Annotated in this window: 30 protein-coding genes; 16 read left to right on the top strand and 14 right to left on the bottom strand. The window is 66.8% G+C overall.

Features of this window, described 5'->3' with window-relative positions; all coding sequences use genetic code 11:
* Nucleotides 1-822: 822 nt before the first annotated feature.
* The gene (locus ABZW16_RS22715; RefSeq protein ID WP_354957959.1) at nt 823-1,668 is read right to left on the bottom strand and encodes a dienelactone hydrolase family protein; all 846 of its coding nucleotides are present in this window, start codon (nt 1,666-1,668) and stop codon (nt 823-825) included.
* A gap of 162 nt (nt 1,669-1,830) precedes the next feature.
* Between ABZW16_RS22715 and ABZW16_RS22710 the strand changes: the two genes are divergently transcribed.
* The 5 genes from ABZW16_RS22710 to ABZW16_RS22690 all read left to right on the top strand — a co-directional run bounded on the left by ABZW16_RS22710 (nt 1,831) and on the right by ABZW16_RS22690 (nt 8,487).
* Nucleotides 1,831-2,709, top strand: a complete 879-nt coding sequence (locus tag ABZW16_RS22710) for an aldo/keto reductase (RefSeq protein ID WP_354957958.1) — start codon at nt 1,831-1,833, stop codon at nt 2,707-2,709.
* A gap of 142 nt (nt 2,710-2,851) precedes the next feature.
* Nucleotides 2,852-3,703 carry an alpha/beta hydrolase gene (locus tag ABZW16_RS22705; protein WP_354957957.1) on the top strand — a complete coding sequence of 284 codons (852 nt, stop codon included), beginning with the start codon at nt 2,852-2,854 and terminating at the stop codon, nt 3,701-3,703.
* Nucleotides 3,704-3,743: 40 nt separating this feature from the next.
* Nucleotides 3,744-5,219 carry an NAD(P)/FAD-dependent oxidoreductase gene (locus ABZW16_RS22700; RefSeq protein ID WP_354957956.1) on the top strand — a complete coding sequence of 492 codons (1,476 nt, stop codon included), beginning with the start codon at nt 3,744-3,746 and terminating at the stop codon, nt 5,217-5,219.
* Nucleotides 5,216-6,658 (top strand): aldehyde dehydrogenase, encoded by a 1,443-nt coding sequence (locus tag ABZW16_RS22695; RefSeq protein ID WP_354957955.1) that lies wholly within the window; start codon nt 5,216-5,218, stop codon nt 6,656-6,658. The genes ABZW16_RS22700 and ABZW16_RS22695 overlap by 4 nt, the downstream gene beginning before the upstream one ends.
* Nucleotides 6,659-6,891: 233 nt before the next feature.
* Nucleotides 6,892-8,487: an ATP-binding cassette domain-containing protein gene (locus ABZW16_RS22690; protein WP_354957954.1), complete on the top strand. Its 1,596-nt coding sequence runs from the start codon at nt 6,892-6,894 to the stop codon at nt 8,485-8,487.
* A 70-nt stretch (nt 8,488-8,557) separates the two neighbouring features.
* Here ABZW16_RS22690 and ABZW16_RS22685 read toward each other — a convergent pair whose 3' ends face one another.
* From ABZW16_RS22685 to ABZW16_RS22675, 3 genes are all read right to left on the bottom strand, one after another.
* A complete protein-coding gene (locus ABZW16_RS22685; RefSeq protein ID WP_354957953.1) occupies nt 8,558-9,598 on the bottom strand; it encodes an alpha/beta hydrolase in 1,041 nt (346 codons plus the stop codon).
* 87 nt (nt 9,599-9,685) lie between these two features.
* Nucleotides 9,686-9,994, bottom strand: a complete 309-nt coding sequence (locus ABZW16_RS22680; RefSeq protein ID WP_354957962.1) for a helix-turn-helix transcriptional regulator — start codon at nt 9,992-9,994, stop codon at nt 9,686-9,688.
* A gap of 877 nt (nt 9,995-10,871) precedes the next feature.
* A complete protein-coding gene (locus ABZW16_RS22675; protein WP_354957952.1) occupies nt 10,872-11,537 on the bottom strand; it encodes an ATP-binding protein in 666 nt (221 codons plus the stop codon).
* Nucleotides 11,538-11,667: 130 nt separating this feature from the next.
* Here ABZW16_RS22675 and ABZW16_RS22670 point away from each other — a divergent pair, with 130 nt between their 5' ends.
* From ABZW16_RS22670 to ABZW16_RS22655, 4 genes are read left to right on the top strand one after another with little or no spacing between them, the layout of a single operon-like run.
* Nucleotides 11,668-12,096: a hypothetical protein gene (locus tag ABZW16_RS22670; protein ID WP_354957951.1), complete on the top strand. Its 429-nt coding sequence runs from the start codon at nt 11,668-11,670 to the stop codon at nt 12,094-12,096.
* Complete coding sequence (locus tag ABZW16_RS22665; RefSeq protein WP_354957950.1) at nt 12,096-12,998, top strand: alpha/beta hydrolase; 903 nt, start codon at nt 12,096-12,098, stop codon at nt 12,996-12,998. The genes ABZW16_RS22670 and ABZW16_RS22665 overlap by 1 nt, the downstream gene beginning before the upstream one ends.
* 5 nt (nt 12,999-13,003) lie before the next feature.
* A complete protein-coding gene (locus ABZW16_RS22660) occupies nt 13,004-13,144 on the top strand; it encodes a hypothetical protein (protein ID WP_354957949.1) in 141 nt (46 codons plus the stop codon).
* 49 nt (nt 13,145-13,193) lie between these two features.
* Nucleotides 13,194-13,781 carry a DUF308 domain-containing protein gene (locus tag ABZW16_RS22655; RefSeq protein WP_354957948.1) on the top strand — a complete coding sequence of 196 codons (588 nt, stop codon included), beginning with the start codon at nt 13,194-13,196 and terminating at the stop codon, nt 13,779-13,781.
* 67 nt (nt 13,782-13,848) lie between these two features.
* Here the strand turns inward: ABZW16_RS22655 and ABZW16_RS22650 are convergent, their stop codons facing one another.
* From ABZW16_RS22650 to ABZW16_RS22620, 7 genes are all read right to left on the bottom strand, one after another.
* Nucleotides 13,849-14,124 carry a hypothetical protein gene (locus ABZW16_RS22650; RefSeq protein WP_354957947.1) on the bottom strand — a complete coding sequence of 92 codons (276 nt, stop codon included), beginning with the start codon at nt 14,122-14,124 and terminating at the stop codon, nt 13,849-13,851.
* Nucleotides 14,125-14,228: 104 nt separating this feature from the next.
* Nucleotides 14,229-14,621 carry a hypothetical protein gene (locus tag ABZW16_RS22645; RefSeq protein ID WP_354957946.1) on the bottom strand — a complete coding sequence of 131 codons (393 nt, stop codon included), beginning with the start codon at nt 14,619-14,621 and terminating at the stop codon, nt 14,229-14,231.
* An 87-nt stretch (nt 14,622-14,708) separates the two neighbouring features.
* On the bottom strand, nt 14,709-15,050 hold the full coding sequence (locus tag ABZW16_RS22640; RefSeq protein WP_354957945.1) for a Clp protease N-terminal domain-containing protein: 342 nt from the start codon (nt 15,048-15,050) through the stop codon (nt 14,709-14,711).
* Between the two features lie 13 nt (nt 15,051-15,063).
* Nucleotides 15,064-15,408: a hypothetical protein gene (locus tag ABZW16_RS22635; protein WP_354957944.1), complete on the bottom strand. Its 345-nt coding sequence runs from the start codon at nt 15,406-15,408 to the stop codon at nt 15,064-15,066.
* 70 nt (nt 15,409-15,478) lie between these two features.
* Entirely contained in the window at nt 15,479-15,796 is a 318-nt protein-coding gene (locus tag ABZW16_RS22630) for a hypothetical protein (protein ID WP_354957943.1), read from the bottom strand.
* 2 nt (nt 15,797-15,798) lie between these two features.
* Nucleotides 15,799-16,122 carry a hypothetical protein gene (locus ABZW16_RS22625; protein ID WP_354957942.1) on the bottom strand — a complete coding sequence of 108 codons (324 nt, stop codon included), beginning with the start codon at nt 16,120-16,122 and terminating at the stop codon, nt 15,799-15,801.
* On the bottom strand, nt 16,109-16,279 hold the full coding sequence (locus ABZW16_RS22620; protein ID WP_354957941.1) for a hypothetical protein: 171 nt from the start codon (nt 16,277-16,279) through the stop codon (nt 16,109-16,111). Before ABZW16_RS22620 ends, ABZW16_RS22625 begins: the two co-directional genes overlap by 14 nt.
* Before the next feature lie 256 nt (nt 16,280-16,535).
* Between ABZW16_RS22620 and ABZW16_RS22615 the strand changes: the two genes are divergently transcribed.
* A complete protein-coding gene (locus ABZW16_RS22615) occupies nt 16,536-17,897 on the top strand; it encodes a hypothetical protein (RefSeq protein ID WP_354957940.1) in 1,362 nt (453 codons plus the stop codon).
* Here ABZW16_RS22615 and ABZW16_RS22610 read toward each other — a convergent pair.
* Nucleotides 17,881-18,417 carry an NUDIX hydrolase gene (locus ABZW16_RS22610; RefSeq protein WP_354957939.1) on the bottom strand — a complete coding sequence of 179 codons (537 nt, stop codon included), beginning with the start codon at nt 18,415-18,417 and terminating at the stop codon, nt 17,881-17,883. The two genes, ABZW16_RS22615 and ABZW16_RS22610, sit on opposite strands and share 17 nt — an antisense overlap.
* Before the next feature lie 1,135 nt (nt 18,418-19,552).
* On the opposite strand from ABZW16_RS22610, the gene ABZW16_RS22605 reads away from it, so the two are divergent.
* Nucleotides 19,553-20,281, top strand: a complete 729-nt coding sequence (locus ABZW16_RS22605) for an NIPSNAP family protein (RefSeq protein WP_354957938.1) — start codon at nt 19,553-19,555, stop codon at nt 20,279-20,281.
* A gap of 343 nt (nt 20,282-20,624) precedes the next feature.
* Here ABZW16_RS22605 and ABZW16_RS22600 read toward each other — a convergent pair whose 3' ends face one another.
* The gene (locus ABZW16_RS22600) at nt 20,625-21,095 is read right to left on the bottom strand and encodes a nucleoside deaminase (RefSeq protein ID WP_354957937.1); all 471 of its coding nucleotides are present in this window, start codon (nt 21,093-21,095) and stop codon (nt 20,625-20,627) included.
* Between the two features lie 13 nt (nt 21,096-21,108).
* A complete protein-coding gene (locus ABZW16_RS22595) occupies nt 21,109-21,234 on the bottom strand; it encodes an ankyrin repeat domain-containing protein (RefSeq protein WP_354957936.1) in 126 nt (41 codons plus the stop codon).
* Nucleotides 21,235-21,331: 97 nt separating this feature from the next.
* Between ABZW16_RS22595 and cynR the strand changes: the two genes are divergently transcribed.
* The 5 genes from cynR to ABZW16_RS22570 all read left to right on the top strand — a co-directional run bounded on the left by cynR (nt 21,332) and on the right by ABZW16_RS22570 (nt 24,770).
* Complete coding sequence (gene cynR / locus ABZW16_RS22590; RefSeq protein ID WP_354957935.1) at nt 21,332-22,216, top strand: transcriptional regulator CynR; 885 nt, start codon at nt 21,332-21,334, stop codon at nt 22,214-22,216.
* A 157-nt stretch (nt 22,217-22,373) separates the two neighbouring features.
* On the top strand, nt 22,374-22,976 hold the full coding sequence (locus ABZW16_RS22585; protein ID WP_354957934.1) for a carbonic anhydrase: 603 nt from the start codon (nt 22,374-22,376) through the stop codon (nt 22,974-22,976).
* 102 nt (nt 22,977-23,078) lie between these two features.
* Nucleotides 23,079-23,549, top strand: a complete 471-nt coding sequence (cynS, locus tag ABZW16_RS22580) for a cyanase (protein ID WP_354957933.1) — start codon at nt 23,079-23,081, stop codon at nt 23,547-23,549.
* Nucleotides 23,550-23,565: 16 nt separating this feature from the next.
* The gene (locus tag ABZW16_RS22575; protein WP_354957932.1) at nt 23,566-24,069 is read left to right on the top strand and encodes a nucleoside deaminase; all 504 of its coding nucleotides are present in this window, start codon (nt 23,566-23,568) and stop codon (nt 24,067-24,069) included.
* A 137-nt stretch (nt 24,070-24,206) separates the two neighbouring features.
* Nucleotides 24,207-24,770 carry a heme-binding protein gene (locus ABZW16_RS22570; RefSeq protein WP_354957931.1) on the top strand — a complete coding sequence of 188 codons (564 nt, stop codon included), beginning with the start codon at nt 24,207-24,209 and terminating at the stop codon, nt 24,768-24,770.
* Nucleotides 24,771-24,986 lie beyond the last annotated feature (216 nt).

Genomic DNA, 24,986 nt, shown 5'->3' with positions numbered 1-24,986 from the left:
ACCTCCCCGAACCCGCCCCGCCCGATCTCCTCCGCGTCCGCGAAACCGGCAGCATTCAACTCCGTGACGACATCAACACCAACATCACGCTGTGTCTCGAGCGGATCGATCTCAACCATTGGCTACTCGTGAGCTACCCGGCGGGCACCAGCCAGAATATCCCCGCAGCTCACTTGCGGCCACGGGCATCCGGGCGCGCTGGCCTGCCAACGTGTCGCGATCTCGCGGCGCACGATGCCCCCGCTGTCGCTGGCAGGTCTACCACAGCCACCCACCCAACACCCCCGATATTGGACAAGCGATCACCATGCGCTGATGCAGGCAAACGCCGAGAGCGCCCCTGCATCAGCGCATTCTCGACCGATCAGGTTCGTGGCTGGTTGGTGGATTTGTTGGTTCGGGAGAGTTGGTAAGGGTGGTGGGTCGGCTGGTTGTGGGATCGTCTCGAGGTTTTGCGGATGCCGCGCTGGTGTCCCCGATGCGGCGCTCGGACCTTCGACCGTCGTTCGCAGTTGGCGGCAGTCCACTCACGCAGCTCGACTGGGGTACTTCTTCCACAGCCATCACAGTCCGGGGGCTGACTCGTGCCGCCGTGTTCGGGCAGCCACACTACTGCGACCATCAATGCTGACGCCGCTATGAAGGTCGAGCGCCCGGTCCCGAGGGGCGCGGCGCCATCGCCATCACCGAATGGCTCATACTCACCGTGCACCTACCTAGATGACCGCACCTACGTCACTCACGGGTGCCGGATCTTGTCATCTACCTCGGCAGATACGGCCTTGACGCCGGTCTGCTGATCGCTCGGCGCGCACAGCCGACTCAGGACGTGAGGAGCCTGCTGCGGAGGTACGCCAGGATCTCGTCCCGAGCCTGCACCGTGGGGTGCCCTTCCTCGTCCACGAAGTGGGCGGTCACCACGCTGTGCGGGGTCTCGACCGTGTCGCGGAAGAAGGGGGGCGGTTCCGGGTTGGCGTACTCGGCCGGGATTACGCGGCCGTCGAAGCGGTCGCCGAGGAGTTGGCGGTAGGCGGCGAAACGTTGGGCCGTGCACCACTTGTCGCCCTCGAAGCGGTAGGCGAGCGCTTGGAGGTCGTCGCGTTCGAAGCGTCGCTTGATTGCGGAAGCGTCGTCCGGGGACAGCTCCAGGGCGGCGGGGTTGTCCAGGGGGAGTGAGGGGTGGTTGACGACCGGCGCGATGACGGAGGGCTCGAGAGTCATCGTGAGTGCGAAATTGCCTGTGAAACACATACCGATCGCGCCGACACCCGGACCGCCGCACTCTTCGTGTGCGACCCGCGCCAATGCTCGCAGCCACACCGCGATCGGGCTGGTCTCCCCGCCGCCGAAGGCACGGAACTCCTTGCTGATACACGCCCGTCTTGCGATCCGGTCCCCGAGTTCGACGGTGGGGTATGCGCCGTCGACCCCGAACAGCGACGGCATGTACACCGTGAATCCGGCATCGCGCACCCACCGGGCGAGCCGCACCACGTCGGGGCTGATGCCGGGCATCTCCGGCATCAGGATCACCGCCGGACCGGACCCGGCCACGTAGACGGTCTTCTCCGCACCCTCCAGCGAAACCGCCCGTCGGGCAAAGCCATCCAACACACTGTCATCCCCAGGCTGCACTATGGACCCTTCCTCGAACCGGCGCACTGCCATTCACCATCCGGCGCGGGCAATTGTCAAGACCGGTGAACCGGCCGCACCGACAGTGATTACGTCATTCGACGCTCGCGGCGGCGCTCCCGCGAAACCTAGCTTCGTCGACGCGGCCGCTGCCGGCCGCGATTCGCAGCTCACGAAGAGGAAGGGATCGAGCCGATGACAACAACATTTCAGCTGGGCGCAGACCTGGCGGTGCGCCGAATTGGTTACGGCACCATGCGATTGACCGCACCGCAGGTGCCGGGCTGCTCGAACGCCATGTTTCATATCTGGAAAGCGCCGGATGATCGGCGGGCCGCCATCGCGGTTTTGCGCCGTGCCGTGGAGCTCGGGGTGGATCTGTTCGACACCGCTGATTCCTACGGACTCGGCGAGAACGAGTCGCTGATCGCGGAGGCGCTGTCGCCGTATCGGGACGAGGTGGTCATTGCGACCAAGGTTGGTGCGGTGCGGCCCGCGCCGCCGGAGTGGATTCCGCTCGGGCATCCGGCTTATCTGCGTCAGCAGGCCGAATTGTCGCTGCGCCGACTGCGACTCGACCGCATCGACCTGCTGCAACTGCATCGCGCCGACCCTGCGTTCCCGCTGGCGGACCAGGTCGGCGCATTGAAGCTACTCGTCGACGAGGGCAAGGTGCGTCATATCGGTCTCTCCGAGGTGAGCGTCGAGCAGTTGCGCGAGGCGGCCGCGATCACTCCGGTCGCCAGTGTGCAGAACCTGTACAACATCGGTGAGCGCGGTCACGAGGACGTGGTGGAATACGCTGCGGCACAGGGCATCGCGTTCATTCCCTGGTTCCCGATCGGGGCCGGAGCGCACGCCGTCGCCGACGGTCCCGTGGCCGAGGTGGCGGCCGAGGTCGGCGCGACACCCGCACAGGTCTCGCTGGCCTGGCTGCTGCACCGATCGCCGGTGATGCTGCCGATTCCGGGCACGACCTCGCAGTCCCACCTCGCGGAGAACATCGCCGCGGGAGATCTGCGGCTCTCCGACGACCAGCTTCGGCGGCTCTCGGCCGCCGTACCGGTACGGTGACCGGCCGGGTCCCGGCGCTAGGCGGGCGTCGGGTGATGACTACGTCATGGTCTGCGTCGGTTGACAGATGTGGCGGCGGGGGAGCGGGCACCAGAGTGGAAGCCGCACAACGTGCTTCACCGCTCCTCGAAGGGACAATGACATGGTCGACATTCGACGCCCCCGGATGTGGCGTGCGGGCCGGGCGATCGCGGCGGTCACGGCCGCAGTCGCGGCCGGTAGCCTCGCCGTCGCGTGCACCGCCAGCACCACCACTCACGCCGGGCCGACCGAGGACGCGCCGAAGCCGACCATCGTCCTGGTGCACGGCGCGTTCGCGGACGGATCGAGCTGGAACGACGTCATCGACAAACTCCGCAAGGACCACTATCCGGTTGTCGCGGCGGCGAATCCGCTGCGCGGGCCCGCTGCCGACGCCATCACCCTGCGTGGGTTGATCAGCCACATCAACGGACCCGTCGTGCTGGTCGGGCACTCCTACGGCGGATCGGTCATCAGCGCCGCCGCGGCCGGAAGTGATCAGGTCAAGGCGCTGGTGTACGTGGCGGCGTTCCTGCCCGCGCCGGGCGAGACCGCGCTGGAGCTGACCGGCAAGTTCCCCGGGTCCACCCTGCCCCCAACGCTTGACCCGGTCCCGTTCACCGATCCGGACGGCAGCATCGGTACCGATCTGTACATCCAGCAGGCCAAGTTCCACGACCAGTTCGCCGCCGACGTCCCCGCCGACCGCGCCGCCCTGGCCGCCGCCTCCCAGCGCCCGATCCTGCAAGCCGCGCTCGAGGAGAAGGCCACCGTCGCCGCCTGGACCGATAGGCCCAGCTGGGACGTGATCACCACCGAGGACCTCAATATCCCGGTCGCGGCGCAGCGGTTCATGGCTGAACGGGCGCACGCGCAGGTCACCGAGGTGGCGGCCTCGCACTCGGTCGCCGTCTCGCATCCCGATCGGGTGGCCGAGGTGATCGAGCAGGCCGCAAAGAATTCCGCCCACTGATCCCTGAAGACCTTCGAGGAGAACACGGATCGGGAACATCATGTCCGACAAGGAAGTTCGTACCTACGACGTCGTGGTCATCGGGGCCGGGCCGGTCGGTGAGAATGTCGCCGACCGCACCCGCGCCGCCGGATTGAGCACCGTGATCGTTGAATCCGAGCTGGTCGGCGGCGAATGCTCGTACTGGGCCTGCGAACCCAGCAAGGCCCTGCTGCGCCCCGCCCTACTCTACGGCGAGGCCGTACGCTTTCCGGGAGTCGGTAGCGCGGTCACCGGCCGCTTGGACGTGCCCGCGGTGCTGAAACACCGTGACCGCATGGCGGCCGACTGGAACGACCGGGACCAGGTCGACTGGCTCGACTCCGTGCGGGTCGACCTCATGCGTGGCCACGGCCGACTCGATGGACCGCGGCAGGTGACCGTGCACACGCCCGAGGGCGGCATCGTGCGGCTCGCCGCTCGGCGCGCGGTGGCTGTGTGCACCGGCACGTCCGCGGCCCTGCCGCCGCTGCCGGGCCTGAATGCGGTGCGGCCGTGGACAAGTCGCGAAGCCACCGGTGCCCGGGAAGTACCCGACCGGCTCGCGATTCTCGGAGCCGGGGTGGTCGCCGTCGAAATGGCCACCGCCTGGCAAGCGCTCGGTGCGCGGGTCACCCTCATCGCCCGCGAGTCCCGGCTGCTGGGTCGTATGGAGGCATTCGCCGCGAACCTGGTCGCCGAGCGGCTCCGGGAGGCCGGTGTAGAGCTGCGGTTCGGCACGACCATCACCGCGGCCGAACGGGCGGGTGAACCCGATGACGGCATCCACCTCACCCTCGCCGACGGCACGCGGCTGGTCGCCGACGAGCTGCTGCTCGCGACCGGACGCGCACCTCGCACCGAGGACCTCGGCATCGACACCGTCGGCCTGACACCCGGCCAGTGGCTGATCACCGACGACACCTTCACCGTGACCGCGGTCGACGGCCAGTGGCTGTACGCGGTCGGCGATGTCAATCACCGTGCGCTGTTCACCCATCAGGGCAAATACCAGGCCCGAATCGCCGGGGCGGTCATCGCCGCCCGGGCACGCGGGCTCACGTTGGACACCGGGCGATGGGGCCCGCACACCGGGACCGCCGACCTCGAGGCAGTGCCGCAGGTGGTGTTCACCGATCCGGAGATCGCGGCGGTCGGCCTCACCACCGAGGACGCCGCCCGCGCCGGGCGGGTGGTGGACGTTGTCGATTACGACATCGGAAGGGTCGCGGGCGCAATCCAGCACGATCCGGGCTATCGAGGACACGCCCGGGTCCTCATCGACCCGGAGCGCCGAGTGATCGTCGGCGCCACCTTCGCCGGACCGGGCGTCGCCGAACTGCTGCACTCGGCCACCATCGCCATCACCGGGGAGGTCCGGATCGACCGCCTCTGGCATGCGGTGCCAGCGTTCCCCACCATCGGCGAAGTCTGGTTGCGGCTGCTGGAAACCTATCGCGACCAACACAATTCGCCTACCCCAGGAGAAAAAAGATGATCATCTACGACCGGCTCTACATCGGCGGTTCGTGGACCGAACCCAGCGAACCGGCACTGCTGGAGATCCTGTCTCCGCACGATCGATCGCTCATCGGCCGGGCGGCGCAGGCGCAACCTCCCGATGTGGATCGGGCGGTGGTGGCGGCGCACACGGCTTTCGAAAGCCGCGTGTGGCGCGACATCCCGCCCGCCGAGCGAATCGCCGTGCTGCGACGGTTCAATGAGCTGCGCGAGGAACAGGCCGACCGGATCGCCGAACTCATTACCGCCGAAAACGGTTCCGCCGCATGGTTCACCAAGGCCGGTCAGGCCGGTCTGACCCGGCAGGCGAATGCCTACCTCGCAGCCGCCGAGAATTTCGACTGGGAGCGCACGCTCACCTCGTCGGACCCGGATGCGCGCGTGCGCAGCGTGGTACGGCGCGAACCGGTCGGCGTGGTGGCTGCGGTGATCCCGTGGAACTCGCCCTTCTCCTCCGCGACATCGAAGATCCTGCCCGCCCTGCTCGCCGGAAATTCGGTGGTGCTGAAGGTATCTCCGGAGAACTCACTGAGCATGGGCCTGCTGGCCGAGCTGGTGGATCGCATCGGCCTGCCGGACGGAGTGATCAGCGTGCTGCCCGCCGAACGGGAAACGAGCGAGCACCTGATCTCGCATCCACTGGTGGACAAGATCGCGTTCACCGGCTCGACCAGGGCCGGTCGCCGGATCGCGTCCATCGCGGGCGAGCAGCTCAAACGGGTCGGTCTCGAACTGGGCGGCAAATCGGCGGCGGTGATCCTGCCCGATGCCGATCTGACGGCGGTGATGAATGGCCTGAAGTTCGGTTCCCTACTGAACAACGGAGAGTCCTGCATCGCCCACACGCGGATCCTCGCCCCGCGCTCCCGCTACGAGGAGGTCGTCGCGGCGCTGGCAACGCTGGTCGAGTCCTTGCCGGTCGGTGATCCACGCGACCCGGACACCTTCATCGGCCCCATGGTCCGCGGCGATCAGCAACAGCGGGTCCGCGACTATATCGAGGTCGGTATCGGCGAAGGCGCGCGCCTGGTCTGCGGCGGCCCGCAGCTTCCACCCGGTCTGCGGGACGGCTTCTATGTCACGCCAACGGTTTTCGCTGATGTGACGCCGACCATGCGCATCGCGCGGGAGGAGATCTTCGGCCCGGTCCTGGTCGTCCTCGCCTACGACGACATCGACGACGCAATACGCATCGCCAACGACTCCGACTACGGGCTCTCCGGTGGCGTGTGGTCGGCGGACGAGGCCGCCGCCGTGGCCGTCGCCCGCCGAATCCGGACCGGTACGGTCACCATCAACGGTGCACCGATCGGATTCGACGGTCCCTTCGGGGGCTTCAAGGCCAGCGGGATCGGTCGCGAATACGGGGCCGTGGGGCTGGGCCAGTACACCGAATACCAGACCATCACCGTCTGACACCGCTGGTAGGGTGGTCACGTGCTCATCGAGGAAGTCGACAGAATCTAGCCGCCCAGTCGAAGGCGGCGCTTCCCATCGCACATTCTCCCTCGGTGTCTTCGAACGGCCCGAGACATTCTCGCCTTCGCCTGCCTCCGCAAAGTTCCGGAATCACGCGCGCCGACGGTCACCTCGACCACGGCGTGAAACTTGCGGCCGCTCGTTCGCGAGCAGGAAAGAGTCGACGACCCATGTCCACCCCCATGTCCGCTGCGATCACCTTGCAGAATCTGTCCTTCGAATGGCCCGACGGCACCGTCGCGCTGTCCGGGCTCAACGGAACGTTGACCACCGGGCGCACCGGTTTGGTCGGCCACAACGGCGCCGGGAAATCGACGCTGTTGCGGCTGATCGCCGGAATCCTGACGCCGACGTCCGGGCGCATCGAAACCACCGGTGCAGTGGGATACCTCCCGCAGACCCTCACCCTCGGCCGCGAGGCCACCATCGCGCAATTACTCTGTATCGCAGGCAAACTCGCAGCACTGCACGCGATCGAGTCCGGCGAAACCGCGGACGAGCACTTCGAGACGATCGGTGACGACTGGGACATCGAATCCCGCGCTGACGAGGCGCTACACGAAATCGGTTTCAGCGCCGGCGATCTGGACCGCAAGGTAGGGGAGATCTCGGGTGGTGAAGCCGTGCTCGTCGCGATCACGGGACTGCGGATCCAGCGCACCCCGATCACGCTGCTCGACGAGCCGACCAATAACCTCGACCGCGAAACCCGAGCCAGGCTGGCCGAATTCGTGGATTCGTGGCCGGGCACCCTCGTCGTGGTGAGTCATGATCTCGAATTGCTCGAGCGGATGGATGCCACCGCGGAATTGCATAGCGCGGCGCTGGAGGTGTTCGATGGGCCCTACAGCGCCTGGAAACAGTACGTCGAACAGGAGCAGGCGGCGGCCCTACAGGCGGCTCGGACCGCTGAACAGGCGTTGAAGGTCGAGCAGCGGCAGCGGATCGAGGCCGAGACCAAGCTCGCCAGACGTGAGCGCACCGCCCGCGCGACACAGCGGGACGGGGGAATTCCGCGGATTCTCGCGGGCAACCGGGCCAGCAGGGCGCAAGGGTCGGCCGGGGCCATGCGCACCACTCACGATGCGAAAATCCGTGCGGCCCAGGATATCCTGGATGCCGCGTCCGCTCGGGTCCGCCGCGACGAACACATCCATCTCGAACTGCCCGATCCGGATGTACCGCGCAGTCGCCGCATTGCGGAACTGAGCGACGGTGACCGGCGCGTCGTCATTCAGGGCCCGGAACGCGTCGCCCTGATCGGCCCCAACGGTGCGGGCAAGTCGACGCTGATCGAGAATCTGCTCGCGGGCCGCCACCCGGAACGCGGCACCCTGCTCACCGACCGGGTGGGATATCTGCCGCAACGTCTGGACAGCCTGGACGAGCACGCCAGTGCGCTCGACAACGTCCACGCGGTAGCCACCGCCACCGCGCCCGCCACGATCCGCAATCGGTTGGCCCGCCTGCTGCTCCGTGGCAGCAGTGTGGAACGGCCCGTCTCGACGCTGTCGGGCGGTGAACGCTTTCGAGTGTCGCTGGCGCGCTTGTTATTCGGCGACCCGCCGGCACAGCTGCTGATTCTGGACGAGCCGACCAACAACCTCGACATCGCCAGTGTCGAGCAACTGGTCGAAGCTCTCGCCGACTATCGTGGCGCGATCCTGGTGGTCAGCCACGACTACCCGTTCCTGCGCAGGATCGGGATCGACACCGTCGTGGAGCTCGAACGCAGCGGCCGCATCCAGCAGCGCGCCGCCCTGTAACCGCGTCCGGCTCCGGGCACACGCAGTGCCCGGAGCCGGATATCGGCTGCACGGCAAGGGTTTCGCGCCCTCACAGACGGTCGGCGTCGATGATCGCCTGTGCGAACGGGTGCGGAGCTTCCTGCGGGACGTTATGCCCGATGCCGTCGAGGATGCGGTGCTCATGTTTGCCGGTGTACTTGGCGGCGTAGGGTTTTCCGTCCTTGACCGCGCCGTCGAAGTCGCTGCCGATGGTGATGGCGGGCACAGTGATGGCCGGTCCGGTGGCGAGTTGCTGTTCGTAGGCGTCGTATTGTGGTTCGCCCGGTGCCAGGCTCAGCCGCCACCGGTAGTTGGAGATGACGATGTCGACGTGGTCGGGATTGTCGAAGGCGGTTGCGCTGCGGTCGTAGGTGGCGTCGTCGAAATTCCATGCTGGGGAGGCACGCTGCCAGATGAGCTTGTTGAAATCGTGTCGGTTGCGGTTGTAGCCGAGGCGGCCGCGTTCGGTGGCGAAGTAGTACTGATACCACCAGCCGAGTTCGGCTTCGGGTGCCAGCGGCTGCTGCTGTGCGGCCTGCTGGGTGATGATGTATCCGCTCACCGCGACCATTGCCTTGACGCGTTGCGGCCACAGTGCGGCAATGATGTCGACCGTGCGTGCGCCCCAGTCGAATCCGCCGAGGACGGCCTTGTCGATGTGCAGGGCGTCCATGAAGTCGATGATGTCGCGCGCGATGGCCGACTGCTGTCCGTTGCGCACGGTCTGCGCGGACAGGAAGGTGGTCTCACCGTAGCCGCGCAGGAACGGGACGAGCACCCGATATCCAGCCGCGGCCAGCAGCGGGCCGACATCGGCGTAGCTGTACGCGTCGTAGGGCCAACCGTGCAGCAGGATCACGGGTTGCCCGGTGGCGGGCCCGAATTCGGCGTAGGCGACGGAGAGGACACCGGCGTCGATCTTCTTGATGGGGCCCAGGCTGGTGTTGGCTCCCGATCCCGCCCGCAGGGCCGCGCCTGGCGTGGCGGTCGCGGGCGTGGTGGAGGAGTCCGTGGAGCAGGCGCTGAGGGTAGCCGCGGCCAGGACCGCCGCCAGCACTCCACTGAAAAGTCGTCGTCGGTTGATGTTCATGCCATCGACGCTAGGCAGCGCACCGGCGCCGCCGCGTGCGTCGGATGACGTAATCGGTGTCGATCGGTCGCACCGGCGACCGGCTGATCAATCGGCCGTTTCGTCCGAGGCGGGCAGCAGTGCCGCGAGGTCCCCGCGTGAACTGATGCCGAGCTTCGGGAAGATGCGGTGCAGGTGGGTGCTGACGGTCCGGTGCGACAGGTAGAGCCGTTGCCCGATCTCCCGATTGGTCAGCCCGTGTGCCGCCAGTTGCGCGATGCTCAGCTCGTGCGGGGTGAGCCGTTCCCGGGCGTCCGGGTCGCGATTCGGGCTGGATTCTCCCGCGCTACGCAGCTCCAGGCGGGCCCGTTCACTCCACGCGGCGAAGCCGAGGGCGTCGAAAATCTCTCGGGCCATGCGCAAATGGGTCCGAGATTCCACGACCCGGCGCTGTCGCCGCAGCCATTCGCCGTAGGCCAGGTGCAGGCGGCCGCGTTCGGCGGGCCAGCCGGTGAGATCGGCCGCCACCGCGGCGGCGAACAACTCCCCGGCCTTGTCACCGGCGAGAACCGCTCGGGCGTAACGCATTCCGATGTGCAGGGCGGGCGACGGTGTGGACGCGGCCGCCGGTTCCAGTCTGCGCAGCAGTTCCGCCATGGCATCGGCCCGCCCGGCGCGGACCGCGGCCTCGGCGAGCTCGGTGAGGAAGTACGCGCACAGCGCCGGTGAATGCGACGGGTCGCGCGGATCGTGGATGCGGGCCAGATCGGCGAATGCGTCGTCGAATCGGCCTTCGCCGAGCGCGATGAGCCCGCGGGTGAGTTGCACTGTGGCCAGCACGGGACGTACGGCAGCGGCCAGTCCGGTCCGTTCGGCGTCGGCCGCGAGCGCCGCGGCCTCGGTGTAATCCCCACGCAGAGCCGCGATTTCGGCCTGTACCGCGGTAACGGACGCATGCATAAAGGGTTGCCCGGTTTCCCGGGCGAAGGCCGCGGCCTCGGCTGCGATAGGCGCGGCGGCGGCGAGGTCACCGACCCGGGCCAGGCTCCAGGCCTGGATTGCGAGTGCCCGGGTCAGCAGCCCCAGCCGCCCGGCGGAACGGAATCCGGGTGCGGCCGCACCGGAGAAGTGTGCCGCGAGGTCGAAAGCGCCGACCTGGTAGGCCGCGCTGCCGAGGAAGTGATCGACCTCCGTATCGCGCCCCGTGGTCGCGGCCAGCGCCCGCAGGTCGCCGAGGACCTGTGCTCCGCGCTCGAACGGGGCCACGATCGAGTCGATCGCGAGCTTGCGCGGATCACCGTCGGGAATGCCGAAGGTATCGGCGACCGCGAGCACCGCGCGCCGGGTATCGGGTCCGGGTTCGGACCAGAAGCACCGCGCTGCCGCACCCCACAGGATCCGCAGCGCGGCATCCGGAAACCCATCGGCGGCGACGGAGGCCGCAAGCGTGGCCAGTTCGCCCGTCACGCAGGGTAGCGAGCATGGCAACGGGTTCGGAGTCGATGCGGCGTGCGACGAAGGCGAGCACCTCGGCGCTGGCGAGATCGAGCCAGTGCACGTCCTCGGCGACAACCAGCACCGCTCGGTCCGCCGCCGTATCGGCGAGCAGGGTCAGGGCGGCGAGCCCGACCAGGTGGATGCTCGGCTCGTCGGTGGCATCCGACATGCCCAAAGCGGTCGCCAGCGCGTCGAACTGACGCGGCGGCAGGGCGTCGAACTCGCGGCGCAGCGGGTACAGGAGTCGATGCAGTCCGGCGAAGACGAGGTTGCGTTCGGCTTCCACCCCGGCGGTTCGCAGCACCCGCAGGCTCGCGACGGCCGCGGCGGCGGCCATCTGCTCGACGAGCGTCGACTTCCCGATCCCGGGTTCGCCTTCGATCAGGACGCCGCTCCGGTCGCCGGGGCCGTCCACGAGGGCGGACAGGTCTTTCAGTTCGGTATCGCGTCCGAACAACGGCATGGTGCGGAATCCTCCTCCGAGCCCCGAGAGGATATGCGGGTCCCGCGGAGACCCTACCGAAACTGGATTACGTCAAGACAGCGTCATCTGACAGATTCGGCGCCATGCCGTCGGCGGCGAAGGTATTTCCATGGCTACCGTCCGTTTTCACCTGATGTCCACGCTGCCGCCCGCCGAGGTCATGCACGTGCTCACCGACTTCGGGCCCACCCGTCCCGAGGTGTGGCCGAGCATCGACGCCGAACACTTCGTCGTCCACGATCGCGGCGACACCTGGGCCGAGGTCACCGAGGGCACCGCCGCCGCGTGGGAACGCGCCCGCTACGACTGGGATCCGGCCGGTGACACCGTCACCGTCACCACGCTGGATTCCAAGCTCTTCGGCGCGGGCGGTGGCTGGGTCTTCCGAATCACACCGGATCTGCCCGGCTGCCGCGTCGATGTCGAACTGACCCGGACCCCGCAGGCGTTCAAGGGCAAGATCCTGGCGGCACTGCTGCCCCTGGTCGGGCCGTCCGCGCTGCGCAAGTCGTTCGTCGGCCCGCTGCGGGCGGCGTGATGTCCACACCACCTTCGATCCGCGAGACCCTCGCGCCCGGCACCCACACCTTCGACTCCGATGGCATCGCACAGCGGTACCACGTGCACGGCAGTGGACCGGTATGCCTCGCGCACCCCGGCGGACCCGGGATCTTCTGGGACTACCTGCGCATGCCCGCGCTGGAGGAACACCTGACCATGGTGTACGTCGAAGCGCTCGGCACCGGCGAATCCGGTCGCCTGCCCGCGCATCCGCACGGCTACATCCGGGAGCGCTACAGCCGCGCCCTGCAACGGCTGATCGACCACCTGGGCGTGCCCGAGGTGTATCTGCTCGGCCACTCGCACGGGGCGTTCGTCGCCGCCTATCACGCACTGCACCGACCGACCGGGCTCGCGGGCGTGGTCCTGTACGAGAGCGCACCGGTCACCGGCCCCGAGCACGGGGCCGAAGCCACGCGCCGAATCCAGGAGTTCGCCGCCGCGCACGCGGACCGGCCCGAACTGGATGAGGTACTCGCGGCATTCGCTGCCATGCAGGATATTTCGAGCGACGAACAGACCCTCGCCGTCGCGCGCGGCATCCTGCCGTCCTACTTCGCCGACTACTGGGGAAATGAACAGCGGTGGGCTCGCTTCCGGGCAGGCCTGCGGGCGAGCTATATCTCGGGACTGGACGCGGACCTGTCTCCCGATCTCATCGATGACCGCGCCGATCTGCCGAATCTGACCGTCCCGGCCCTGGTCGTCGTGGGTCGCCATGATGTCATCTGCGGGCCGCGCTGGGGACGGGAACTGCACGAACTGATCCCCGATTCGCGACTGGTCGTTCTGGAACACAGCGGGCACATGGGGCATCTGGAGGAACCCCAGCGCTTCGACTCCGCGGTCCGGGAATTCGTCTTCGCACCCAAGGAGTGATCGATATGTCCCCGTTTCGCGCGTTCCGATGGGGCGAGCAGCGCAGTGCGGCAGCGGTTTTCGCGGGTACGGCGGCGCTGTGGATCTGGGCCGAGCTCGCGGTACTGCACGGGCGGGGACCCACCGTACGCGATCTCATCGGCTAGCGATTCCACTGCCTTTGTTCATTCACACCGATCGAATGGAAGAGTTTTCATGAACACCACTGCGGTACAGCCTGTTTCGACGTCCGAACGTTCGTCGATGATCCGCCTGTATCTGGTCCGCGGCTTCCTGGCGATAGCGTGGGCAATCGCCTTCGCCGCGGCCCGCGACCCCCTGAACGCCGTCGCGCTCACCCTCCTGATCGCCTACCCCCTCATCGATGCGGTGTCCTCCGCCATCGACTACCTCGCGGTGCCGGACGGCTCCGAACGTCACGTGACCGCCCTCAACGGCGCACTGAGCACCCTGGTCGCCCTCGCCCTCGGCGTTGCCGGAACCATTGGCGGTGTGGCCGCGGTGCTGGCCGTATTCGGTATCTGGGCAACGATATCCGGTGCGGCTCAACTGGCCGTCGGCCTCTACCGCCGCGGCCCCACCCTGGGCAAGCAATGGCCGACCCTGATCTCCGGCGGCCTATCCTTCCTGGTCGGCGCCGTCTACGTCAGCCAAGCCATCGGCCCCGCCCCATCTCTGGATGTCCTGTCCGTCTACGCCACTGGTGGCGGCATCTTCTTCATCGCACAAGCCGCACTGCTGGTTTGGAAGTCGCGGTCCCAGCGGACGACCGTACAGGTGTAGAACACCTTCCACTCACGGTCGGGCCGGATCGGGATCGGATGGGGTCGCTGTATCCGGATTACCGGCCCTACTTCTCCAGCTTCCAACTGCCGACGGCGTACATGTCATCAGCGGGGATGGCGCGCGTGTAGTGCAGGGCCGGGGTTATCCAGCGGATCCGACGCCATCCGCTGGCCGGACGGATGACCCACCAGCCGTATTCACGGTGAGGATTCCACTGGTTCTCACCGGTGTAGCCGGGCTCCCGGGAGACATGCCGAAACCGGTAGTACAGGTTATGGCGCAGCCAGAACCAGCGACTCGACCATGTGGCAGGGCCGCTGCTGACATGGAGCAGCTTCATCGCGCCCAACTTAGCACTGGATGAATGAGTTGCCGCAGGACAGAGCGGTGTGGCAACCCGTTGCCGCAGGTAGAAAGGGTGCACCACAGCCCGGCTACTAGCGGCTACTTCGCGGGCGGTTTCCAGCAGTCCGCATTGCTGGCACCCTCGAGCATCACCTGCACCACCGCGGGGGCGACAGTGCCCTGCGGAAACGGTGGGGTGAGCGTGAAATCGGGTACATAGTGATTGTCCTGCGCCGCGGGCGGCACATGGCAGTGCGCGCGCTGGTCGGCCGGCACGCAGGAGCCGCGGCCGTCGGTGCCATGGGGCTCGAACACGCCGCCGATATCCGCGCACGATAGCCCGGCCGGCACGGTAGCGGTCGGCCCGAGCGGATTGTCGACGCCCGGCATGCTGGTCGCCGGTGTGGTCGCGGTCGGCGCGGTGGTCGAGTTGCTGCACGCGGGCAGCGCGATAGCGGCAAGCATGGTGGCGAGCAGGGCGGTGCGGCGCATCGGTTTCCCCTGTGGCTGAGAGTGATTGACAACTTGGTGATACGAAGGCGTCCCGCCCCTGTTGCGGGTCGGGGCGCTATCGGCGTTTCAGGACTGCGGCGGCTCATAGTGCTCGGTGATCGTGCCGTCTGGATACTGCGTGACGACCCGACCATCCGGGAAGTGCTCGACCTCGCGACCATCGAGGAAACGAGCGCGGTTGCGGACCTCTCGGAAGCTCTCGCTGTCCATGGTTTCCCTCAGCTGCGCGGTGATGCCGTCGAGATCGATTCCCATGCGTTGCAGCTGTCGCGTGGGCACCGTTTCGAGGTCGCCGAGGATGGCGAGAAACAGATGCTCGACGCCCACGTACCCGTCTCGCTGCCCGAGCTGCTCGGCGGCGGCGATGATCTGATCGACCTCTGGCGTGCGGGGGATATCGTTCGCCATGGACTCACCTTCCTTAGGTGCCGAGGACTTCATACCACTTAAAGTAGGTCTGCCCCAGCTCGGTTATCTGCATGCATTTCCATTTCCGCCAGCCCTTACCGGTCCAGGTCTTGACGCCCGCTCCCTTATTGAGCCGGGAACACGACAGCGTGGGGCTTCCGTCTGGATTCGCCTCAGATTCCGGCCAGTTCGCCGAGTCGCTGCCCTTGCATGCGCTGTTGTCGTTGTTGGGGTCGACGTGCCCGAGCAGGCACGGCCCGGCGTGCGCGACCGGTGTGGTGGTGAGTGTCTGCCCGCCGAGCAATGCGGCGCTGACAGCGACAACCGTGACGGCTGCCCGAATCACGTTGAATCTCATGGATATCCCTCCATTACCTACTACTCCCGCACCCCACGGGCGAGATCAGAACCGCCTCGAACGAGCCGCCCTACCGCTCGACATATGCGGCGGGCCGCAGCACCCCCGCGTCGATCAAGGTCCAGACAGCCTCATGTTTTGCGCCGCATGAGTCGGCGTCGCAGTTGATGCGCTGACGGAACACGCGGCGCGCTTCATCGACGCTGTACGGATGATCCGGCGCACGGTGGCACTGGTCGCGAGCGATGCGCGCGAGTATCTCCGCGGTGGGACGCTCACCGTCGACGTGCACCGGGCGGTCGACGAGGTACGGCAGTACGTAAAAGAGCACGACGCCCAACGTCAAAACCCCGGCGACCGTGCCGCATACAAGTCCGGTCGTCGACACGGCTAGTCAACCTCCGTGTCGTCGATCGAGATCGGCTCGACCGTGATCACGGCGTGCTCGTCGATCTCGTGGTGGTCATCCAACTCGAACGCGAACGTCTGGCCGACAAACCCGTGATTGTCGACAGGCGCCCATGATCCGTCGTCGCGCTGCAACCACCCCGCCGGGCGACCAGTTCCGGCGTTGGCATTGCTCATCGCGACAACGATTGCGCGGCTTGCGCGCTCTATATCGGCGGCGCAGTAGCGGCAAATGCCGGTGTCCGACTCGGCGGCCTCATAGGTACAGCGGGGGCAGAGCTTCGCTTTCGGCTCACTGAGCGCCATGACGCGCCCCCTCGTGTGGCTGTTGCTCGGTCGCAGGCTGATGTGCCCACTGGCGGATTGCGTCCGCGAACAGCTCGACGACATCGCCCGGTGCGCCGTTGTAGGTACCGGGTGGGCCGACGAAGGGATCACGTTGCGGCAGCTTTGAATTAGGCATGGTTACCTCGCTCGTGACGCCGCGAATCTTGCGGGTTGAACGGCATTGGATGTCCGCCTCGGTGTTCGTTCGGTTTGGCGGGCCGCCCGGCGCCGAGGGCTCATAGGCATCACCCCGGCGCCGGGTGCCTAGATCAAGGACACGCTGAGCGGGTGCCTTGCGGTAAGGCGTGCAGCCTGGGCGGGTGTGTGCACAGGGGGTGTGCGCGGCAGCGAGTTCATGGCGTGCAAGGCATTTCGCGTGCCAAACTTCTGAAATGGGACGGCAGCCCAAGCAACCCAACACGCAGCTCGCCGAGCTGCTCGAGGAAACGGGCCTATCGAACAAGGCGCTTGCTCGCCGAGTCGTCGAGCGAGGCCGCGCGGTCGGTGTCGAGTTGCGCTACGACCACACTTCGGTGGGGCGGTGGCTGGCGGGCGAACAACCCAATCCGCCTGGGCCCGAGCTGATTGCGGAGTGTCTCACCGAGGTGGCAGGGCGTCGGGTCACGGCTGCCGAGTGCGGGATGAGCGGCAGGGGAGAGGCTGCCGATCTTGGACTGGAGTTTTCGTTGAGTCTCACCGAGGCGACCGCTTCGGCGGCTGCGTTGTGGAGGAGTGATGTGGAGCGCAGGCGGTTCCTGGTCGGCGCGTCGTATGTGGTAGCGGTCTACCCGGCCGCGTCAATGCGGTGGCTGACCCTGCCAGGACCCGAGCACCCGGTCTCGGCCGGGTATCGCCGGATCGGACAGAGCGACGTCGATGCGGTCCGGACCATGACAACCGCGTTCCGGGACCTCGACAATCGGGTCGGCGGCGGGAAGGTGCGGTCGACGATCGTGCATTACCTGCACAGCTCCGTCGCCCCGCTGCTGCGCGGAAGCTACAACGAGCGCATCGGGCGACAGCTGTTCGCAACCACTGCCGAACTCACCAAGCTCGCAGGCTGGGCCGCCTACGATCTCGAGGAGCACGGCCTCGCGCAGCGCTATCTCATCCAGGCGCTGAGGATGTCGCGCGCCGCGGGCGATGCTGGCCTCGGTGCGGAGATCCTAGCGGCGATGAGCCATCAAGCGACCTACGTCGGCCGTCCTGGCGACGCCGTCGACCTAGCCCGGGCGGCGCAGATGGCAGCCCGCAACGCTGGCCTCGCCGCACTGGAGTCGGAGTGCCTGATGGTCGAGGCACACGGTCATGCCGCGCGGTTGGACGAATCGTCCTGCGCGACATCCTTGAACGCTGCCGAGCGCGCGTTCGGCCGACGCGATTCCGGCCACCCCGAATGGCTGGACTATTTCGATGACGCATATTTGTCGGCCAAGACCGCTCACTGCTTCCGGGATCTGGGCGACCTCGCCCGTGCAGCTCGCTATGCCGAGCAATCCCTCGACATGTCCGACGGCTATCTGCGAGGGCGGGCATTCAACCTGTGCCTACTGGCATCAGCCGTCGCGGATACGGATCCACATGAGGCGGTCCACATCGGCAACGAGGCGCTCGATCTGGCGGGTAGCCTCGAGTCCCAGCGCAGCTACTCCTACCTTCGCGAGGTCCGGTTTCGCCTCGCACCGTACGACGAACTCGACGAGGTCGCGGACTTCCGCCGCCGTGTGCTCGCTGCGACTAGAGCGACAGGCTGACAGCGCGGTACAGCGCGACGACAGTCGCGGCGCCGACAATCTCTCCGCCGTCGATCATCGCGACCGCATCCCGTAGCGGGATCCACTCGATCTGCTCTGCCTCGTTGATGTCCGGCTGTTTGTCGGTCAGGTCGGCGCCGTGTGCGAGGTAGATCAACTGGGGCTGATCGAGCGTGCCGATCGCGGGCTGGTAGGTAACCAGGTGTTTCATCGTGCGTGGACGCCAGCCGGTCTCTTCTTCGACTTCCCGGGCCGCCGCCACCGCAACGTCTTCGGCGCCGTCGACATAGCCTCCGGGCAGCTCCCACACCCAGCGGTCGATGATGAACCGATGCCGGTACATCAACAACGCCTCGCGCTTGTCGTTCAGTACCAGGGTCATCGCGCACCGCGGCATCCGCGCCACATATTGCGTGAACCTGACACCGTCGGGCAGCTCGATATCAACGGTGGACAGTCGGATGTGGCGGTTCTCGTCGACGAGGTGCTCGCCATGGATAGTCCACTTGGTTCGGCTCACAAGTCGAAGGTACCAATCAAATTCATGCAGACTTGCGGCGTCAGTCCGCAATCTCGCGGCCGAGCTGGTGACGCACGGCGTAGGGCTCCGGTTTCGTGGACGCCGTCCACGAAACGCCTATTCTGAATCCCGACCGTATCCGGCTGAAACCCGACTAGCTAGCCGCGGAAGATCTCGAACGTTCTGCGACCGAACAGAAACGCGCTGGCGTGGCTGTTGAGCGCGGTGACGAACTCGCCGACGGCCCGGTCCGGGAACGGGGCTTGTCAGCCGCCGTGGGTGAAGGCGCCGTTGAGATCTTCCTCAGGTCCGTCGGGGGGCCTGCATCACGCCGTCGAGGGTCAGGAACGTCTGAACGGTGAGCTTCATGTGAATGAAGACGGAGCGGCGCACTGATTCTGAACGGTCTCACGTCGAATCGACGCCGACCGAGTCGGAACGCATTCTCTCCGTGCCGGTGACGACGCCTGGCATTGTTCTCTCCCCCTGGCCACGAATCTTCGCACCTTCCTTGGGAAGTCGCGGCGGCCTCGTCGGCAGTACCTGAGGCCGCGAAACGGCGCCCCAGGGAGTCGGGGCTGCACACCGACGCGGCGGCGAACTACCGTGCAGGTTCTATTCACATTACGAAAGGTTCGAAGCCATGCTTCTCATCTCGATGGCGTTAGGGATGTTCGGCCCACTGCTGGTACCCACAGGAAGCTCGGACTGTTGGATGGACAGCACTGCTCCCAGGTGCTGGCCCCACTAGATTGATTCTCGCAACTGGGTGGGCGGAATTGTCGCTCACCCCAGTTGCCTGTCCCCCGACTTGCGCGCTAGGCATCACACCACCCTTGTGCCCTGCGCGCGGCTCGTCTGGCAATCGAGTTACCGGACACAGCACCAGTGCTGCACGGCGGTGGTGGATATGCCGGACTGATGTCGGCTCGCAACTGCACTGACACCACCACGCGAACACTCGCTCTTCGGCATTTCCGTACGCCGCCGAGGTGCGCTAGTCCCGAGTAACCGCAGGACAGAGCGGTGCGACAACCGGTTGCTGCAGGTAGAAAGGATGCACCACAGGGGTTCGATTCCCCTAGGCCTGCCAACCGCTCGCGATGCGCGTATCGACAGTGGCATTGTGGGAATGGTGACCCAAAACCACTGGCCGGTCGTCGAGCTCAGGCAGTACACGCTGCGACCGGGCAGCCGTGATGTGCTCATCGACCTGTTCGATCGAGAGTTCGTAGAAACCCAAGAGGCCGTGGGTATTCGCGTAATTGCCCAGTTCCGCGACGAGGATGATCCGGACCGCTTCGTCTGGATACGTGCCTTCCGTGACATGACCGCCCGCACCGCGGGTTTGACGGCCTTCTATATCGATGGAGCTGCCTGGCAAGAGCACGCCGCGGCCGCCCGCGCCACGATGGTCGATACCACGAACGCGCTGCTACTGCGCCCGGCGACGTCGACCTCCGAATTCTCGCTCCCTGCCGATCGCCCCGGGGTGGAAGCGACGATGTTGCCGAAATCGCGTGTCCTGGCCACGATTTACAAACTCGATATCGCGACCGGCGAGTTCGCCGAATTCTTCGCCAGCCGAGTGCAGCCCGTTCTTGCCGGCACCGGGGCAGCGCTGATCGGCAGCTACGTCACCGAGCCCGCGCCGAATACCTTCGCGATGCTTCCGGTTCGCGCCGAGACTGTGTTCGTTTCATTCGCGTTGTTCGAGAATGCGGACCGGCTCGATGAGCACCTCAATGCGCTCGCTCGTTCGCAAGTGTGGGTGGAACAAGTGCGGCCAGAGCTGTCGAAGCGACTGTCGGAGCCGCTACAGCAATTGCGTTTGGCGCCGACGTCGCGGTCCCTGCTGCGCTGACCAGCCGACGCCTGTGCGCGTCGGCCCAGTGTTTCGAGCTAGCGCCCCGTCCAGATAGATTGCTGCGCTACCCACTTCGGCTGCTCGCCGAGCGTAGTCGTACGGCGGTCGATACGGCCTGGGTGACCACCATTCGACTACCTTCGACCGGCCCCCTGGAGGGCGATACGGCAGGAGTTATCTGGACGCGGCACTAGTTGCCGCGCCGCAGGTCGGATGATGCTGTTCACCACAATCGCCTGGTGGTGGAGGCGGTCGTGGTGCCGCGCCTCGACAGTGCCCCGCCCCGACTCGGCGTGGATGCGCGAATGGCAAGGCGTGCAGTCGAACTCGGTAGATGCGGTCATGGGTTCGCGGCGTGGCGCCGGAACGGTGCGAGCGCCTCATCGCCCAGATTCGGGCCCGAGACGGTGACCGACGTGTCGCTGGACCCGATGACCTCGGCGCAGCGCAGGGTGAATCGTGGGTGCCCGCCGATGATCGCGGTGAAATCGGGCTCGGCGGCGCCGAAGACGACGCGCGTGATTCCGGCCCAGACGATCGCCGCACTGCACATGGGACAGGGTTCACCACTCGCGTAGATCGTGGCGTCGATCAGCTCCCTGGCGTGCCCGGCCTCGATCGCGGCCGTGATGGCGACCAGTTCCGCGTGAGCGGTGACGATGCCAGCGCTGGCGACCTGGTTGCGGCCCTCGGCGATCACCGCTCCGCCGGCCGCGACGATGACGGCGCCGAACGGACGATTGCCCTGGTGACCGGCGTGCTCGGCGAGCGAGATCGCCTGCCGCAGATGGGTTTCCTCGTCCTTGATCATGCTGTTCCTTCGCTCATTCGTGGCCACGCAAAATCGAGACGATCGCGGTCTGCCCACGGCGCTGCGCGTTGTCGAGCGCGGTGCGGCCGGCTCCGTCGCGGATCGACGGGTCGGCGCCGGCGTCGAGCAGGGCGGTCACGACCAGTGGTTGCTGACTTCCACAATGCCCAGCGCGTCCGATAGAGTCCAAGACTTACTTTCCATCATCACGATAGATTGCATCTATAGGAACGGTCATGGAGCTGCGTCACATCCGGTACCTGTTGGCGGTCGCCGATCACGGCAACTTCACCCGCGCGGCCGAGGCGTTGCACATCTCCCAACCCACCTTGTCGCAGCAGGTCAGGCAGGCCGAGCGGGCGCTGGGAGTGGAGCTGCTCGACCGGTCCGGCCGCACCGTACGCCTCACCGAAGCCGGCGCGGCCTACGCGCATCACGCGCGACTCGCCCTGCGCGACCTCGACGCTGGCGAGCGCGCGATTCACGACGTGCAGGACCTGTCCCGAGGGCACCTGCGGGTGGCGATGACGCCGACCATCACCGCCTACCTCATCGGCCCGCTGGTGCATCAGTTCCATGTCGCGCACCCGGGCGTGACCCTCACCGTTGTGGAGACCACCCAGGATCGGATCGAGGCGGACCTGCTCGCCGACCGCGTCGATCTCGGCATCGCATTCACCGGCACCCACGCCGCCGGGATCGAGAACTCCGCGTTGTGCACCGAGAACCTCAGCCTGGTGGTCGGATCGAGCCACACCCTCGCCGCGCGATCGGAGCCGCTGCCGGTTCAGGAACTCGCACACCATCCGTTGGCGCTGCTCAGTCGCGACTTCGCAACCAGAGCCCACATCGACGCCTACTTCGATCAATGCGAGATCACGCCGAGCATCGGGGTCGAGGCCAACTCCATCGGCGCACTGATCGAGTTCGTTCGCCGAGGTCGGCTCGCCACCGTCCTACCCGACGCCATCACGCGTGCCCAGCCGGACCTGCTACCCACCGCGCTCACCCCCGCGTTACCCACCCGAACCGTGGAACTCTTGCGTCGCAGTAGCACCTATCACTCGGCAGCCGCACGCGCCTTTGCCGCGATCGCCCAGGCAGCCACACGGTCGAACTGAGCGAGCCGTACCAACAAAAGTCGGATCGCAGTCGATCGACTATAGATGAGACCAATAATCACGATGGGCAACAAGTATTGGACTCTATAGCGACAGGTTGTGCATGGTGGGATCGGTCGGGACCAGCCCGCCGAGCGACCCTCGAAGGGAGCGATCCATGCACGACCTCACCGCCGGAGTCATGCACTTTCAACGCGATGTCTTCCCCGCCAAGGCGGATCTGTTCGCCCGCCTCGCGACGACCCACCGTCCCGACACCCTGTTCATCGGCTGCTCCGACGCACGCGTCGTTCCGGAACTGATCACCAACAGCGAGCCGGGTGACTTGTTCGTGATCCGCACGGCAGGCAATCTCGTCCCGGTCCACACGTCCGGAGCCGACGGCGTGGCGGCGAGCATCGAGTTCGCCATAGCGGTGCTGGGAGTTTTCCGCATCGTGGTGTGCGGCCACTCCGGGTGCGGTGCGATGACCGCCTTGGCGGAACGCCATGACCTCAGCGGCACACCGGCCATCGCCGAATGGCTCGAACAAGTCGATGCCACCGACGCGTCGGCCACCGGCCCCGAGCCGGACGGCCGCGTCTCGATACTCGTGCGATCGAATGTCGTTGCGCAGCTGGCCAACCTGTCGACCCATCCATCGGTGTCCCGCGGCGTCGATGCCGGCACCGTGACCGTCGAGGGATGGGTGTTCGACATCGGCACCGGCGCGGTCACCGTGTTCGACGCCTCTGGATCCGAAGCCGCACCGGCCGCCTGACCGCATAGTCACGGTCTCCGCGCGCCGCGCGGGAATCACCCTCCAGAACGCCGACCCACCCTTGCCGTCGGGTCGGTATTCGACCAGAAAGGAAGCACACAGATGGTGCACGCACAGCTCGACCCCACCGCCCGCCTGGCACTGGCCGCCGCGGCGGTGGAGGCCAAGACCGCGAAACATCTCACCTGGCAGCAGATCGCGGATGCCGCCGGCTACTCGGTGGCCTTCGTGACCGCCGCGGTCCTCGGCCAACACGCCCTCCCCGAGCAGGCCGCGACGGCGGTTGCCGAACTGCTGGGGATGGACGACCACGCAGCGATGCTGCTCCAGACGATCCCGACCCGCGGATCCATCGCCGGAGGTGTCCCGACCGATCCGACGATCTACCGCTTCTACGAGATGCTGCAGGTCTACGGCACCACCCTCAAGGCCCTGGTCCACGAGCAGTTCGGGGACGGGATCATCAGCGCGATCAACTTCAAGCTCGACGTGCAGAAGGTCGCAGACCCCGAGGGCGGCGAGCGCGCCGTCATCACCCTCGACGGCAAGTACCTGCCCACCAAGCCGTTCTGAGAAACGAGGACAACCGATGACCGATTTCGCACGCCACACCATCGACCTCGCGCGCCGCAACGTCGCCGAGGGCGGGCGTCCGTTCGCGACCGTTGTCGTCAAGGACGGCCAGATTCTGGCGGAGAGCCCGAACAGGGTCGCGCAGACCAACGACCCCACCGCGCACGCGGAGATCCTTGCCATCCGCGAGGCATGCACCAAGCTCGGCACCGAGCACCTGACCGGCACCACGATCTACATCCTCGCCCTGCCCTGCCCGATGTGCCTGGGCGCGCTGTACTACTGCTCACCCGACGAGGTCGTCTTCCTCACCACCCGCGACGCCTACCAACCGCACTACGTCGACGACCGAAAGTACTTCGAGCTCAACACCTTCTACGACGAGTTCGCCAAACCCTGGGACCAGCGACGCCTGCCCATGCGCCATGAGCCCCGCGACGAAGCGGTGGACGTGTACCGCCTCTGGCAGGAGGCGAACGGCGGCGAGCGTCGCGTCGCCGGCGCGCCAACCGCCAACTGAACCCCAATGCCCAAGCCGTCCGAACAGCCCGCCGAAAGCAGCTGGTGTGGCGATGGCGACGGACGGTATCAGCGAGCAGATGGCCATCTCGCACCGGCTATCCAGCCGCCATCGACAAACCAAAGGAGAACGTAACCATGGACATTCGCAAGAAGACCGGCAAGCGTACCGGCGCCCTCGTCGGCGGAGCGCTCGCCGTCGTCGCCGCGGGCACCATCGGCGCATTCGCGGTAGGCGGCGTGGACGCGGGCCCGGCGGTGCAACCGGTGCTCGCCGGCAAGGTCGAGCCAGCCGACCTGCGGCAGACCGATCACCTCACGATTGCTGCCGCCACCGAGGCCGCGCAGGCCGCGCTCGCCGCTGCGAGCCAGGAGAATCAGCGAGTCAGCGTCGCTGTCGTCGACCGTGACGGCAACACCATCGTGCTGCTGCGCGGGGACGGCGCGGGACCGCAGTCCTACGAGTCCGCGGAGCGGAAGGCCTTCACCGCAGTTTCCTGGAACGCGCCGACCTCCCAGCTGGCCGAGCGTCTGGACAAGACCCCGCAGCTGGCCGCCATTCCCGGCACCCTGTTCCTGGGTGGCGGTGTCCCGGTGGCCACGGGCGGCGCACCGATCGCCGGCATCGGTGTAGCGGGTGCACCCAGTGGTGATCTGGACGAGAAATACGCCCGCGCGGGTGTCGCCACGCTCGGCGACTGAGGTCGGCATGGCGTGGTGCAAGAGCCGTGGCACCGGTCCCGCGTCGCGCTGGGGTCTGTCCGGATGACGGTGTAACACGGTCGCCTCGCGCATCCCTGCTGCCCGGGCCACCGCGTGGCCCCGCTGCCCGGTGCTGCGATCGCTTCCTGGTGGCGCGATTTGAGGCAAACGCCTCATGCGACCACGGAGGCGGCGGACCGATGATCAGGGCATGTC

Source organism: Nocardia sp. NPDC004604 (assembly GCF_040609795.1).
In the GTDB taxonomy this organism is placed as follows: Bacteria; Actinomycetota; Actinomycetes; order Mycobacteriales; family Mycobacteriaceae; genus Nocardia.
Note: the sequence above shows the minus strand (reverse complement) of the source record. Positions and strands in the feature narration are given on the sequence as shown.